Genomic DNA, 13,457 nt, shown 5'->3' with positions numbered 1-13,457 from the left:
GAAGAGGATGAAGTTCGAATCCGCGCCGAGTCCGGCGGCAAGGAGCAAGCCACCGATCTGCGGTGCGGCGACGGCTCCGACGCGGCCGACGCCGAGCGCCCAGCCGAGGGCCGTGCCCCGCAGATAATCGGGGTAGTAGGACGCGACCGCGGCGATGATGAGGCACTGGGTTCCGTGTGTCCCGACGCCGGCGAGCACGAATATGACGTAGACCAGCGCCACGGGTGGGGCGGTGAGCAACGTCAGCAGGGCGAGACCCGCGAGGAGTGCGGCGACGATGCTCGTGGGGATCGTGCCGAACCGGACGCCGCCCCACGCGGTGACGAACGAGCCCGCGACGGCGCCGAGGTTGAGAGCGAGGGCGAACGTGAGCGCGCTGCCGAGATCGGTGCCCTCGCCCTGCATGAGTTTTGGCAGCCACGTGCCGAGGCCGTACCAGGCGAGCAGGGTGACCACCGTGGCGAGCGCGAACATGATACTGACGGAACGGAACCGGGTACCGAGCAGTGCGCTGAAGCCGGTTGCCGGCCGCACCTCCGCCGACGTCACCGCCGCAGTGTGGTCGGGCAGCGTCTTCCACGCGATCGGAACCAGCAGGATCAGCGGGACGAGCGCGAAGGCGAACATCGGCTGCCAACCCCAGTTCGGGATGACGGGGATGCCGAGCAGCGCCGCGATCGAACCGCCGATGGGAACACCGGACATCATCATCGTGGCCACCGCGGCGCGCCACTTCGCAGGAATCAGTTCTGCAGCAAGCGCATTGGAGGTGGGCACGAGGCCGCCCAGGCCGAGTCCGGCGATTAGACGCAACGCGCCGAACACGACGGGTCCGGTCGCCAGCGCACACAGCGCGGTGAACACGGACAGGACGATCGCGCACCCGATCACCGCACGCTTGCGTCCCACCACGTCCGAGAGGCGTCCCGCGAGCACCGCGCCGATCATCATTCCGAGGAATGCGAGGCTGCCGAGGGTGCCCGCGGTCGCGGCGCTGATGCCCCACTCCTTCTGCAGGCTCGGAATGACGTTGCCGTAGACGATGAGGTCGTAGCCGTCGAAGACCACGAAGAGCCAGCAGACGACGACGGCGATCGCGGCGTTGCGGTCCAATCCGACACGGTTCGTCGGCGGCACCGTAGTGGTGGCAGTGAGGGGCATGAATCGAGGGTGATGCGGCGCACAGCTCCCGTGCAATAAAGTTCTGCTGTGCAGAAGAAGCGAACGATCGAAAAGCCGACGTACATGTTGGAGTCCGTCGACAACGCGTTGCGCCTGCTGCAGATGCTGCGCGACGTCGGCGGGCTGCGGCTCAAGGACGCTGCGGAGGAACTCGGCATCGCGCCGTCCACCGCGCACCGGCTGCTGGCGATGCTGGTGTACCGAGGGTTCGCCGTTCAGGACGAGAAACGCATGTACCACCCCGGGTCGGCGATGGGCGCCGGCCCGGCCCAGCGCGGGTGGACCCGCGAGTTCACCGACCTCTGCAGGCCCCACATGGAAGCCCTCGCGATCCTGTGCGGCGAGACCGTCAACCTCGTGATCCGCGTCGGCACCCAGGCGCGCTTCCTCTCGTCCGCCGAGTCGACCGGGATGTTGCGCGTCGGCGACCGGCAGGGGCAGGTCCTCGACGCGGAATTGACTGCGGGAGGACGCATTCTGCTGGCAGAACTGCCGAAGGAGACCCTCGAACAGCTGTACCTACGGCCCGCGGATCTGGCCGGCGACGACCGCGAGTGGGGCGACCGCCGCCTGTCGCCCGACGACTTCGAGCGGTTCCGGCGGGAACTGTCCGCCGCCCGCGCCGTCGGATTCGCCGTCAACGTGCAGCAGACCGAGGAAGGGGTCGCGGCGTTCGGTGTCGCGATCCGGAACCGGGCTCGCACGGCCGTCGGGGCGCTGACGGTGGCCGTGCCCATCACCCGCTTCCGGCAGCACTCGCAGGGACCGCTGGTGTCGCAGATCAAGAACGCGATCCGCGAACTCGAGGTGGACATCGCCGACCTCGAACCCTGACGGTAATTCTGGACAGAAGAATTCTCTATCGGTCGGGACGCCGACCCTCCTAGCGTCGACGCCATGACCGCTACCGAACCGCACGTCGACGACGCTCCGGAGCTGACACAGCTCTACCACGATTTCGAGACCGAGCACCTGAATCCGTTGTGGACCCAGCTCGGTGATCTGATGCCGATGACGCCGACGTCGCGGGCGGTGCCGTTCGTGTGGAAGTGGTCGACGTTGTATCCGTTGGCGCGGCGGGCCGGGGATCTGGTGCCGGTCGGCCGGGGTGGGGAGCGGCGGGCGATCGCCCTGGCGAACCCGGGGTTGGGTGGGGTGCCGTATGTGACGCCGACGTTGTGGGCGGCCATCCAGTATCTGGGTCCGAAGGAGGTGGCCCCCGAGCACCGGCACGCGCAGAACGCGTTCCGGTTCGTCGTCGAGGGGGAGGGGGTGTGGACGGTCGTCAACGGGGATCCGGTGGCGATGCGGCGCGGCGATTTCCTGTTGACCCCGGGTTGGCATTTCCACGGTCACCACAATGAAACCGATCAGCCGATGGCCTGGATCGACGGCCTGGACATCCCGTTCGTGCATTACACCGACACCGGGTTCTTCGAATTCGGGTCCGAGAACGTCACCGACGACTCCACCCCGGATGTGTCCCGGTCGGAGCGGTTGTGGGCGCATCCGGGGCTGCGGCCGCTGGTCGGGCTGGACGCGAAGGCGTCGTCGCCGATCGCGGCGTACCGGTGGGAGCACACCGACGCCGCGCTGCGCGAGCAACTGGCATTGGAGGACGAGGGGTACGCGGCGACCACCGAACCCGGTCACGCCGCGGTCCGCTACACCAACCCGACCACCGGCGGCGACGTGATGCCCACGATCCGCGCCGAGTTCCACCGCCTGCGCGTCGGCGCCCGCACCCGGCCCCGCCGCGACGTCGGATCGACCGTCTACCAGGTGTTCGACGGTTCCGGGCGGTTCGTCCTCGGCGGCGAGAGCCGTGAGGTCGGCACGGGGGACATGATCGTCGTCCCGTCCTGGACGGAGTGGTCGATCGAGGCCGACACCGAGTTCGACCTGTTCGCGTTCTCCGATGCCCCGATCGTCGAGCGCCTGCACTTTGATCGCACGTACATCTCCGAAGGAGCCTGAAAATCCCATGAAGCTTGCCACCCTGCGCCGCGCCGGCGCCACCGTCGCCGTCCGCGTCGATTCCGACACCACCGCCACGATCATCGACGGGTACCCGGACCTGTCCGCCCTGCTGGCCGACCCTGACTGGAAAACCGTCGCGGCGAATGCGTCCGGTGCCACCGTCGATCTCGACGGGGCCGATTATTCCCCGGTGGTCCCGAACCCGGGGAAGATCATCTGCGTCGGCTTGAACTACGCCAACCACATCCAGGAGATGGGCCGGGATCTGCCCGAGTACCCGACCCTGTTCGCGAAGTTCAAGGAGGCGTTGACCGGTCCGTACGACGACGTGATCGTCCCCTCGTATGCCGCCGCCCAGTTGGATTGGGAGGGGGAGTTGGCGTTCGTCGTCGGCAGGCAGGCGTACCAGGTGCCGGAGGCGGACGCCGAGCAGTACATCGCCGGGTATTCGGTGATGAACGATTACACGATGCGCGACTACCAGTACCGGACGTTGCAGTGGGATCAGGGCAAGACGTTCGAGAAGACCAGTGGTTTCGGGCCGTTCCTGACGACCGCCGACTCGTACACGTTCGGCGGGACTCTGGTCACGAAATTGGAGGGGCAGGTGGTGCAGTCCACCACCACCGACGATCTGGTGTTCACCCCGGCCAGGCTGGTGGAGTACATCTCGCACATCGTGACGTTGCAGCCCGGTGACGTGGTGATCACCGGCACCCCGGGCGGGGTGGGGCACGCCCGTAAGCCCGGTCTCTACGTTCAGGACGGGCAGACCGTCGAGGTCACCATCGAGGGCCTGGGCACCGTCCGCAACACGACGATCGTCAAATAAGGGGTGCACCCGGTGGGTTTCCACGATCTCGACTTGTCCGAGCGGCTGCTGATCGCGCGCCGCGGCACCGCGTACTTCGCGCAACGCCTGGCCGAGCTGTCCGACGAGCAGCTGTCCGAGCCGACCGGGTTGGCGGGGTGGTCGCGGCGACACCTGGTGGCGCACGTCGGCTATAACGCGGCCGCGTTGTGCCGGTTGCTGGACTGGGCCGCGTCGGGCGTGGAGACCCCGATGTATGCGTCGCCGGAGCAGCGGGGCCGGGAGATCGCCGAGGGCGCCACTCTGTCGGCGGCGGCGCTGCGGAACCTGTTCGACCACACCGTCGCCCGGCTCGACGAGAAGTGGCGCAACCTGCCCGCCTCGGCGTGGGATGCGCAGGTCCGCACCGCGCAGGGCCGTCTGGTGCCGGTGTCGGAGACGGCGTGGATGCGCACCCGCGAGGTGTGGATCCACGCCGTCGACCTCGGCAACGGCGGCCGGTTCGGCGACTTCCCCGACGTGGTCCTCGAGTCGCTGCTCACCGACATCGTCGGGATGTGGCAGAAGAAGGACCTCGGCGCCGGCCTGATACTCGCGGTCGACGGAGGTGAACCGGTTGCCGTGCAGCCGGATTCACCGCCTGCCGAGAAGGTGTCCGGGCCCCTCGCCGCGGTCGTGCGGTGGGCCGCCGGACGCGGCACCGTCGTCGTGAACATCGACGGTGAAGTCGGGGAACCGCCCCGTTGGCTTTGATTGACGAAGGCGATGATGTCTTGACTACGTGCAGGTTTGGCCATTGCTCCGGCTAGCCGGCGACGGGTACCCGTGTGCCGAGAGTGGTGGCGGCGCGACGGACTTCGGGGATCAGGTGGTCGATCTGGGTGTCGGTCAGTGTGTCGGCGGGTCCGGTGACGCCGAGGACGGCGACGAGGGTGCCGTCGGAGGCGCGGACCGGGGCGGTGACGGAGGCGATGCCGTAGAGGCGTTCGCTGACCGACACGGCGAAGCCATCGCTGCGGATCTTGTCGAGTTGGGCGAACAGTTCCGCTTTCGACACGGTCGCACCGCTGGCCAATGCCATGTCGCCGATACCGCCGAGGATCTCGTCGACCTCCGCGGTGTCGAGATGAGCGAGGATCGTCTTCCCGGCGCCGCCCAGGTAGAGCGGCAGGCGCTCACCGACGGGGAGGATGTAGTTGAGCGGATGGTCGCTTTCCACCCGCGCGATGAGCACTCGGGAGGACTCGACCTTCACATACATCGACGCGGTGAACCCCGTACTCGCGGCGAGCTGCTGCAGCATGGGCTGGGCAAGGACACTGAGCGGGTTGGTGACCATGAACGCGTGCGCGACCGCGAGCGCAGCGGGCCCGGCGGTGTAGGTGTCGCCGATGCGGGCGGCGTACCCGCGTTCGAGGAGCACGCCGAGGATCCGTTGCACGGTGGCGACGTGCAGTGAGGCGTGGCGGGAGACTTCGCTGAGCCGCAGGGGCTGCTTGGCCTCCTGGAGGACACCGAGCACGTCGAACGCGCGGTCCAGTGATCGCATGTTGTTGGTCGGCGCCGCCATGTTTCCTCCTCGATTCACCTACTTTCGATGAAACTTATCATTGTGCGATAAGCCTGTCAGCGGATGGCGGTCGCGTTGCAGGGCGAACCGACCCCGCCGACGAAGTTGAGCGGTTTGACGGTGACCAGGGCGTCCCAGGTGTGGGTGCGGCGGCTGTCCTCGACGAGTGCGGTGAGGTTCCACAGTTCGCCGAGGGGGACACCGAGTTTGCCGATCAGTTCCTGGTGCATCATGCCGGCATCCTCGGGGGCGGACTCCGTGAACGGGCTGTCTGGGAGGACGGGGAGAACTTCGACGGCGAAGGTGTCGGTGCCGAAGAGGGCGATCTTGTTGTTCCACAACCACTGTGCGAGGTAGCGGCTCTGTGCGAAGCCGGTGGAACGGCGGCCGGTCCGGACCTCGTTGCGTTGGTCGTCGGTGGCGGTGAGGTACCAGTGCGCCCAGCCGGTGTGGACGAGAATCAGGTCACCGCCGCGGATCTCGCAGCCTTGGCGCTGCGCGGCGGCGTCCAGGTCGGCAGGGTCGAGCGCCGGACCCAGGGTGTGGTCGAGGGGATGCCCGCGTTCGGCGTGAAGCGCTTCGAGGTCGAGGAGCAAGCCGCGGCCGACGATCGGGTCCTGCGACCAGGCCTGGATCCCGAGCGCCGGGGACCCTTCGGTGACCTGGTCGTCGGGAATGCCGCCATAGAAGCCGTGCCCGGACACCCGTCGGTGGCGCAATCCGTCGAGGTGACTGCTGGCTTGCAGGTAGAAACCGTCGAGGAGGTCGTCGCGGGATTCGGCGTGCGCGGAGACGATGGTGTGCTTCGGCGCCGTGCGCGACCGGGCCATCGGTGGGTCGAACGCGCCGAGCGGATAGTCGAGGGCGAACACCGCACCCCGGGTGACCAGGGTGGCGGCGTCGCGGACCTGCCCGGGGCCGGCGAAGTTCGCCGTCCCCCGGTCCCGGTTGTCGAAGACTCCCCAACTCGACCCGGCCGGGGCGCCGTCGGTGCGGGCGCACAGGTCGGCGTAGGTGGAGTCGGCACCGATCGTGCTCATCCGCCTGGTCATCCGACGTGTTCGGCGGTGCGGGCGGGAGAGTCCTCGTTTCCGAGGGCGTCCTCCTCTCCGCCGTGGTGGAAGTACGACAAGACGAAGGCGAGCAGTCCGGCGATGCCTGCGGCACCGTAGGCGTAAGGGGCGAGCAGTTCCTCGACGTGGGTGACGACGACGCCGTCTCCGAGGATCAGTCCGACGGATTGGCCGAGCACGATCGCCAGTCCGCCGAGCAGGAACGCGACGACGCTGATGCGGAAGAGGGTAGAGAAGCTTTTCTGGAACATGACGTGTCCTGTCGCGGGATTAGACGGGGAGGAGGCCGAGGGCGATCAGTACCCCGATGCCGAGGATGGGAATGCAGTAGTACTTCAGGAGTGGCATGAAGATCTTCGACGGGTCGATCCGGGCGATACCGGAGGCGACGTAGATGGGAGCGCCCGAGGGCGGGGAGGCGCCCTCGGTGGACGCGAAGACCAAGACGGCGGCCGCGGCGACGGGGGCGGCGATACCGGTGCCGACCAGGGCGGCGACGGCGACGGGGCCGACCGAGGCCATGGTGGCAGAGGCGGTCAGCGGGATCGCGATGATGACGATGATGATCCCGACGAGGATCGCCATCAGCCAGGACGGTGCGCTGAGGCTTTCGAGCATCGCGGTCAGCTGCTGAGGCAGTTTCAGCTTGGCGAGCACCGCCGACGCGGAGAACGCGGCAACGATGGTGATACCGATGACGCCGAACTGGGGGGCGGCGTCGCCGAGGACTTTCCACCAGCCCGTGCTGGTTTTGGGCAGGTGCCGGCGCCCGAGGAAGAGCACCAGCAGGATCATCAGGACGGGGATCCAGGTGATCAGGCTCAGAGCACTCGACATCACCAGGTCGGTGTAGTGCGCGATGGGTGCGGCGATCGGACCGCGGGTGAGCAGCAGCGGGATCAGGATCGGGACGAACAGCAACAGCGAGGTCCACCCGACCCGCAGGCTCCGCTTGACCGGGATCCGGTCCTCCGGGGCGATCGGCTGCAGGCCGTTCTTGCGGACCAGGTAGTAGCTCAGCACCAGCCGGTAGCCGAGGCACCAGAGGCCGGCGATGGCGAGCGGAACGATGATGTCGTCCGCGGCCATCATCCCGGTGACGGTGCTCGACCCGACCAGGATGAACATGGTCGCACTGAACGGGAACGTCACGCCCATGCCCGCGCAGCCGGCGACCACCGTCGCGGACAGTTCGCCGCTCACGCCGGAGCGTTTCATCCACGGCACGGTGACCGAGCCGACCGCGGCGGTGACCGAGGCACCGACATGCGCGATGGCACCGAACATGCCGCCGGCGACGGTGGACGTGTAGATCGGGCCGCCGCGCAGGCGGCCGAGGAACGAGTTGAGGATGTCGATGAGCCGGTCCAGCACCGGGGTCTTCGCGAGGATGAAGCTCATGAAGATGAACGCCAGCCCGGCGAAGGTCACTTCCTCCTGCATCGAATTGACGAATCCCTCCCACATGTACTTCGGGGCGTCACGGCCGGCGAAGGCCCCGACGACGACGAACCCGACGATCATCGCCTCACCGATGTTGCGTTTGAGCACCGCATTCCAGAAGACGATGGACGCGATGAACGCCAGCAACGCCCAGATGGCAATCATGCCGCGACCTTACGGGCGGCGATGATCGCGGCGCGACGCTGCGCCTCGTCGGCTTCGACCGCCCGGCCACCCGCAAGGCTGGTGAACGCTTCGGCCGCCGGGATGATGATGACGCCGTCGTCGTCCGCGACGACCAGATCGCCGGGTGCGCAGACGACACCGCCGACCGCGACCGGGACGTCGATCTTGCCGGGGCCGTCCTTGTAGGGGCCGGACGGGTTCACCGCGCGGGCCCACACACCGAATCCGATCTCCTGCAGGACATCGATGTCGCGGGCGGCGCCGTCGATGATCATGCCGACGCAGCCGCGGGAGCGGGCGCGTTCGGCGATCAACTCACCCATCAAGGCCCGGTTCTGGTCGCCCTGTCCGTTGATGACAATCACCTCACCAGGCTGCACCTTCGCCAGCGCCTCGTGCAGCGCCTTGTTGTCGCCGGCCCGGGTCCACACCGTGCGGGCACGGCCGACGATCCGTGCACCCTTCCACATGGCATGGATACCCGAATCGACCATGCCCATGCGCTGGCGGGCGTCGCCGATGTTGGCGACCGGGAGCCCGGCGTAGGCCTCGAGCAACTCGTCGGTGGCGCGTCCATTCGCATCGGCGAGGGTGCGGTGCACCTCGACCGTCGCGGACGCGAGGACGGGGCGGACCCCAAGGATGTCGAGGAGCTCGACCGAGGCGGCCGCCTCCACCGAGCGTCGGGCGGCGTGCTTGCGGGTGCCGTCCCGCAGCCGGTCCAGGGCCGAGAAGCTGCCGGACAGCTCACCGGCGATCTGCGCACGCACCCATTGCTCGGCGTCGGCAGCGATCCCGGCATCGACCGATTCGACGATCAACGCGCCGAGGCCCTTCATGAACGCGCTGCGCAGCAGCTTGCGGTTCGACGCGTCCCCGGGCGCGCCGGAGATGTCCTCGACCGCGGCGCCGAGTGCCTCGAAATAGGCGGCCGCCGCGGTCGATCCGTCGCCACTGACCACCAGAGCGGTACGCGCCCCGTGGGCGGGGACGGACCCGACCACCGCGACATCGGCGAACGCAGCGCCTGCCGCGCCGACCACGTCGGCGACCTGCGCCTTGATCTCGGCCGGCGCGGCATTCATGTCCGCGTAGCAAATGCCGGCCGACAGATGCGGTGCGGCGTCGAGCGCCGCCCGCACCGCCACCTTCGCGCTGGTCAGACTCAGCACCAGATCCGCACCCCGCACGGTGTCGGCGACGTCGTCGAAGCGCAGCACTCCCGCGGGAGTGGCGGTGTCGGCCGGGTCGAACCCGGTCACCTCCCAGCCCTTCGCGAGGAATCCCGACGAGTAGAGACTTCCGGCTTCACCCAAGCCGAGGATCGCAACCTTCATAATTTCCTCTCATACTGTGATAACCTCTATCACATGATGCAGTAATGGTGGTCACACTGCATCGCCGTTGTCAAGGCATCGAGATGTGAGAGGGAATGATCGCGAAAGTGACCACCGCACGCGCGGACGGCTCAGGACCCCGCGCCTATTCGGCGTGCTGACGTGCAGGTTCGCATCTACCGTCGAGTGGGTTCGCGATTCGCACAGCAACGAGGATTTGCACGGGCCGGGGCACGAGAATCGAGGCTGACCGGGAATTCGTGCGCGCGGAGAGACAGGGGAGGACCGAAAATCCTGGAAGTCGCACGCATGTGAATGTGGGTGACCACGCCGAGGTGCATGCGGGCGCCACCTCGGAGTTCGTCATCGTGAGCAACGGCGGCGGGGACGCGAGCACCGAAGCGATCACACCGGTTGGCGCCAAACCGGTTGCGTGGGAGTGGGTGTCGCCGAAGAGGGGGTTCTTCCAGCCACCGAAGGAGTGGTACGCGGTGGGGACGGGGACGTCGATGCCGACCGTGCCGACCTCGACCTCGTTCTGGAACTGTCGGGCGGCGCCGCCGTCGTCGTTGGTGAAGATGGCGGTGCCATTGCCGAACTGGCTGGAGCGAGTGTCGCGCTAGTACGACGCCCGGCCACCGCTGGCGTCGTAGACGGCGCCGGTCGAGAAGCTGAGCGCTTCCGAGCACAGCCATGCGACGAGTTCGGCGATCTCTTCGGGCCGTCCCATCCGGGCCATCGGGGTCAGGCTCTGCGACCGCGCGAGGATCGCCGGGTCGGTGCCGGCATTCATCGGGCTCTCCACCGCGGCGGGTGCCACCACGTTGGCCAGGACACCGGTCTTCGCGACCTCCTTGCCGAGCGATTTCGTCAGCGCGATCACGGCGGCCTTCGACGCCGAGTAGGCGCTCTGGTTGGGATTCCCGTCCTTCGCCGCGATGCTCGCCAGATTCACGACCCGCCCCCAGCCGGCGCCGGTCATGGCCGGCACGAACGCGCGGCAGAGGAGGAATGTCCCGTCGACGTTGATCCGGAACGTGCGGCGCCAGTCCTCGAGATCGACGTCCACCAGGGGAGCGGACGGTCCCACGACGCCGGCGCTGTTGACGAGGATGTCGACACGGCCGAGCCGGGCGGCGAGTTTCTCGACGGCGTCGGCGTCGGTGACGTCGAGGTGCTCGTCGGCCCCCGTGGCGACGTCGGCGGTGACGACGCGGACCCCGGCGTCGGCGAGGCGTTTCGCGCACGCCGCGCCGATTCCGCTCGCGCCGCCGGTGACGAGCGCGGTGGCGCCCTCGGGATACGTGGACATGGTGTTTTCTCCTCGCGACTGTGTGCGCAGTAGTCTTGTTCTATGTGCGAAATCGGTATGATCCGTTTCACACTGTGTATGAATTGGAATATATGGGCTGAGCAACACTCGTCAAACTCGCCGAAGGGAACCCGATGGAGATTCGCTGGCTGCAAGCGTTCGTCGCCGTCGCCGAAGAACTGCATTTCGGCAGGGCCGCGGCGCGACTCCAGATGGCCCAGTCGCCGCTGAGTCAGACGGTGCGCAAACTCGAGAAGGACATCGGCGTGCCGTTGTTCGAGCGGAGCACCCGCAGTGTCGCCCTGACGTCGGCCGGCCACACGTTCCTGCCGCACGCGTACCGGATTCTCGAGAGCGTCGACATCGCGCGGCAGGCCACCCGTGCGTCCGCCGGGGGCGTGTACGGCCGCATCAAGATCGGCTTCACGGGCGTGCTCAATCACCTGTCCCTGCCCCCGCTCACCCGCGCGCTCCGTCAGTGCTACCCCGACATCGAACTCACCCTCGTCGGGCGCATCATGACCCGTGACGCCATCACTCAACTGGACAGTGGTGCACTCGATCTCGCGTTCGTCGGCCTTCCCGTCGAGACGGCCTCGGTGTCCACCCGGTTGATCCGCCGCGAGCCGTTCGGGGCCGTGCTCCCGGCGGACCACCCGCTCGCGTCCGAGCCGGAGATCGATCTGCGCGACCTGGCCGAAGACGGCTTCGTCACGACACCGCTGTCGGCCGGTTCGGCATTGCAGGAGGTCGCGATGCGGGCCTGCGTCGATGCGGGGTTCCGTCCCCGCGTGGTGCAGGAGATCACCGATCCGTACATGATCCTGATGCTGGTGGCGACGGGTGTCGGCGTGGCGCTCATGACGTCGGGCATTGCCGCGCTCACGCCCCCGGGCACGGTGTTCGTGCCGCTCACCGGCGAGCCGATCTACATGAACCACGGACTCGCCTGGTCACCGCGTCGGGTCTCCGACGCGCTCCGGGTGGCCCTCGCGGTCTCGGAGGACATTCTCCCGACTCCCGATTAGGACATTTTCGGTCTATATCTAAGACTTTTTTTGCGCTGGACTGCGCATAGTTCGCCATGACACGCTCGTCACGGTCCGGAACTTCGTGTGAGGTGGATCACCTCCGAAGGAAGCCTCGCGGCGCACCGGATCCTTGGGACGAAAGGAACACCATGGCAAGCACTTCCACTCGCGACACCGGGGGACAACCGAACGAGAACGCCCGCCGGGCCGCCGTCTCGGGATTCCTCGGAAGCACGCTGGAGTACTACGACTTCTTCATCTACGGATCCGCGGCAGCGCTGGTCTTCCCGCGAATCTTCTTCCCGGGCGGAGGAGCCACGGCGACCCTGCTGTCGATCGGCACGCTCGGCGTGGCGTACATCGCGCGTCCACTCGGCGCAGTGCTGTGGGGACATCTCGGGGATCGATACGGGCGCAAGAATTCGCTGCTGGCGTGCCTCCTGCTCATGGGTATCGCGACCGTGGTCGTCGGCTGCCTGCCCACATACGACCAGATCGGTATCGCCGCGCCCATCATCCTGGTGCTCCTGCGATTGCTGCAGGGCCTGTCCGCCGGCGGCGAATCGCCAGGATCGTCCGCGCTGACGCTCGAACACGCACCGGACCACCGTCGTTCGTTCTACACCTCGTTCACCATGAGCGGCATCATGTTCGGCATCGTCATCTCGAGCCTGGTGTTCATTCCCGTGGCCGCGCTGCCGGACGACGCGCTCTACTCGTGGGGCTGGCGTGTGCCCTTCCTGCTCAGCATCGTCGTGACGGGTGTTGCGGTCTGGCTGCGTCGCAAGCTCGACGAGCCGGAGGTCTTCGAAGAGCTGAAGGAACACGACGACACGGCGGGCATCCCCGTCGTCGAGATGTTCCGCTCGCACTGGCGCACCGTGATCCGCATCAGCCTCAGCGCGACGTTCGCGATGATCAACACCATCGTCAACGTCTTCGCGCTGGCCTACGCCGTGCAGGTCGCCGGGCTCGAACGCTCCACGATGCTGTGGGCCATCGCCACCGCCAACTTCGTCGCGGTCCTCACCCAGCCGCTGTTCGGAATGCTCGCCGACCGGATCGGCCGCAAACCGGTGTTCGTGACGGGCGCCGTCGGCGCCGCGGGCATGGTGTTCGTGTTCTTCCACGCGATCGGAACCGGCAGCGCGCCGATGGTGTTCGCGGCAGGCATCGTCCTGATCGGCCTGTTCTATGCGATGCCCAACGGCGTGTACCCGGCGTACTTCCCCGAGCAGTTCCCCGCCAAGGTCCGGTACACCGGAATGGCCGTGAGCCTCATGCTCGGACTGTTGGTCGCCGGCTTCACCCCGGCCATCGCGCAGTGGCTGTCGGCGGGAGACACCGCGAACTGGACCCCGGTCGCCTGGATGTGCCTGGGCTTCGCGCTGCTGTCGTCGGTCGCCGCACTCACCGGTCCCGAGACCTACCGCACCCCCACCGAGCAGCTCGGCGAACCCGGCACGACGACGGTCGGCGCCCGGCACCAGACGCTCGTCCGCAACGACGCCTGACCGGCCCCGCCCTTCACT

At 67.6% G+C, this 13,457-nt stretch carries 13 protein-coding genes and 1 pseudogene; 6 read left to right on the top strand and 8 right to left on the bottom strand.

Features of this window, described 5'->3' with window-relative positions; genetic code table 11:
• Window positions 1-1,161: MFS transporter (locus AC1D1G_RS21700; protein WP_477953636.1), on the bottom strand; the 1,161-nt coding region annotated here is incomplete at its 3' end.
• A gap of 48 nt (window positions 1,162-1,209) precedes the next feature.
• Between AC1D1G_RS21700 and AC1D1G_RS21695 the strand changes: the two genes are divergently transcribed.
• From AC1D1G_RS21695 to AC1D1G_RS21680, 4 genes are all read left to right on the top strand, one after another.
• Window positions 1,210-2,016 (top strand): IclR family transcriptional regulator, encoded by an 807-nt coding sequence (locus AC1D1G_RS21695; RefSeq protein WP_477953635.1) that lies wholly within the window; start codon window positions 1,210-1,212, stop codon window positions 2,014-2,016.
• A 63-nt stretch (window positions 2,017-2,079) separates the two neighbouring features.
• Window positions 2,080-3,159, top strand: coding sequence for a cupin domain-containing protein (locus AC1D1G_RS21690; RefSeq protein WP_477953634.1), 1,080 nt, complete (start codon window positions 2,080-2,082; stop codon window positions 3,157-3,159).
• A 7-nt stretch (window positions 3,160-3,166) separates the two neighbouring features.
• Entirely contained in the window at window positions 3,167-3,994 is an 828-nt protein-coding gene (locus AC1D1G_RS21685) for a fumarylacetoacetate hydrolase family protein (RefSeq protein ID WP_477953632.1), read from the top strand.
• A gap of 12 nt (window positions 3,995-4,006) precedes the next feature.
• Window positions 4,007-4,726, top strand: a complete 720-nt coding sequence (locus tag AC1D1G_RS21680) for a maleylpyruvate isomerase family mycothiol-dependent enzyme (RefSeq protein WP_477953630.1) — start codon at window positions 4,007-4,009, stop codon at window positions 4,724-4,726.
• A 52-nt stretch (window positions 4,727-4,778) separates the two neighbouring features.
• Here the strand turns inward: AC1D1G_RS21680 and AC1D1G_RS21675 are convergent, their stop codons facing one another.
• The 7 genes and pseudogenes from AC1D1G_RS21675 to AC1D1G_RS21645 form a co-directional block, all read right to left on the bottom strand.
• Window positions 4,779-5,543: an IclR family transcriptional regulator gene (locus AC1D1G_RS21675; protein WP_477953629.1), complete on the bottom strand. Its 765-nt coding sequence runs from the start codon at window positions 5,541-5,543 to the stop codon at window positions 4,779-4,781.
• A gap of 56 nt (window positions 5,544-5,599) precedes the next feature.
• Window positions 5,600-6,583: a cyclase family protein gene (locus AC1D1G_RS21670; RefSeq protein WP_477953627.1), complete on the bottom strand. Its 984-nt coding sequence runs from the start codon at window positions 6,581-6,583 to the stop codon at window positions 5,600-5,602.
• 8 nt (window positions 6,584-6,591) lie between these two features.
• Window positions 6,592-6,867, bottom strand: a complete 276-nt coding sequence (locus AC1D1G_RS21665; protein WP_005560578.1) for a hypothetical protein — start codon at window positions 6,865-6,867, stop codon at window positions 6,592-6,594.
• 19 nt (window positions 6,868-6,886) lie between these two features.
• On the bottom strand, window positions 6,887-8,224 hold the full coding sequence (locus AC1D1G_RS21660; RefSeq protein ID WP_005250744.1) for a TRAP transporter large permease subunit: 1,338 nt from the start codon (window positions 8,222-8,224) through the stop codon (window positions 6,887-6,889).
• Window positions 8,221-9,582, bottom strand: coding sequence for an RraA family protein (locus tag AC1D1G_RS21655; protein ID WP_477953626.1), 1,362 nt, complete (start codon window positions 9,580-9,582; stop codon window positions 8,221-8,223). Before AC1D1G_RS21655 ends, AC1D1G_RS21660 begins: the two co-directional genes overlap by 4 nt.
• Before the next feature lie 427 nt (window positions 9,583-10,009).
• Window positions 10,010-10,189, bottom strand: a pseudogene (locus AC1D1G_RS21650) (aldehyde dehydrogenase family protein); the annotation flags it as partial.
• A gap of 12 nt (window positions 10,190-10,201) precedes the next feature.
• Window positions 10,202-10,894: an SDR family NAD(P)-dependent oxidoreductase gene (locus tag AC1D1G_RS21645; RefSeq protein WP_280782135.1), complete on the bottom strand. Its 693-nt coding sequence runs from the start codon at window positions 10,892-10,894 to the stop codon at window positions 10,202-10,204.
• 134 nt (window positions 10,895-11,028) lie between these two features.
• Here AC1D1G_RS21645 and AC1D1G_RS21640 point away from each other — a divergent pair, with 134 nt between their 5' ends.
• Both AC1D1G_RS21640 and AC1D1G_RS21635 read left to right on the top strand, forming a co-directional pair.
• Complete coding sequence (locus tag AC1D1G_RS21640; RefSeq protein WP_477953624.1) at window positions 11,029-11,922, top strand: LysR family transcriptional regulator; 894 nt, start codon at window positions 11,029-11,031, stop codon at window positions 11,920-11,922.
• Window positions 11,923-12,074: 152 nt separating this feature from the next.
• Window positions 12,075-13,439, top strand: coding sequence for an MFS transporter (locus tag AC1D1G_RS21635; RefSeq protein WP_477953623.1), 1,365 nt, complete (start codon window positions 12,075-12,077; stop codon window positions 13,437-13,439).
• Window positions 13,440-13,457 lie beyond the last annotated feature (18 nt).

It is taken from the genome of Rhodococcus sp. P3_B8, from assembly GCF_056402775.1.
Note: the sequence above shows the minus strand (reverse complement) of the source record. Positions and strands in the feature narration are given on the sequence as shown.

What these genes read in the sequence shown, in the direction of transcription:
- AC1D1G_RS21690 (WP_477953634.1), top strand. Translation starts at nt 2,080, where the DNA reads ATGACCGCTACCGAACCGCACGTCGACGACGCTCCGGAGCTGACACAG.
- AC1D1G_RS21685 (WP_477953632.1), top strand. Translation starts at nt 3,167, where the DNA reads ATGAAGCTTGCCACCCTGCGCCGCGCCGGCGCCACCGTCGCCGTCCGC.
- AC1D1G_RS21675 (WP_477953629.1), bottom strand. Translation starts at nt 5,543, where the DNA reads ATGGCGGCGCCGACCAACAACATGCGATCACTGGACCGCGCGTTCGAC.
- AC1D1G_RS21670 (WP_477953627.1), bottom strand. Translation starts at nt 6,583, where the DNA reads ATGAGCACGATCGGTGCCGACTCCACCTACGCCGACCTGTGCGCCCGC.
- AC1D1G_RS21665 (WP_005560578.1), bottom strand. Translation starts at nt 6,867, where the DNA reads ATGTTCCAGAAAAGCTTCTCTACCCTCTTCCGCATCAGCGTCGTCGCG.
- AC1D1G_RS21660 (WP_005250744.1), bottom strand. Translation starts at nt 8,224, where the DNA reads ATGATTGCCATCTGGGCGTTGCTGGCGTTCATCGCGTCCATCGTCTTC.
- AC1D1G_RS21655 (WP_477953626.1), bottom strand. Translation starts at nt 9,582, where the DNA reads ATGAAGGTTGCGATCCTCGGCTTGGGTGAAGCCGGAAGTCTCTACTCG.
- AC1D1G_RS21645 (WP_280782135.1), bottom strand. Translation starts at nt 10,894, where the DNA reads ATGTCCACGTATCCCGAGGGCGCCACCGCGCTCGTCACCGGCGGCGCG.
- AC1D1G_RS21640 (WP_477953624.1), top strand. Translation starts at nt 11,029, where the DNA reads ATGGAGATTCGCTGGCTGCAAGCGTTCGTCGCCGTCGCCGAAGAACTG.
- AC1D1G_RS21635 (WP_477953623.1), top strand. Translation starts at nt 12,075, where the DNA reads ATGGCAAGCACTTCCACTCGCGACACCGGGGGACAACCGAACGAGAAC.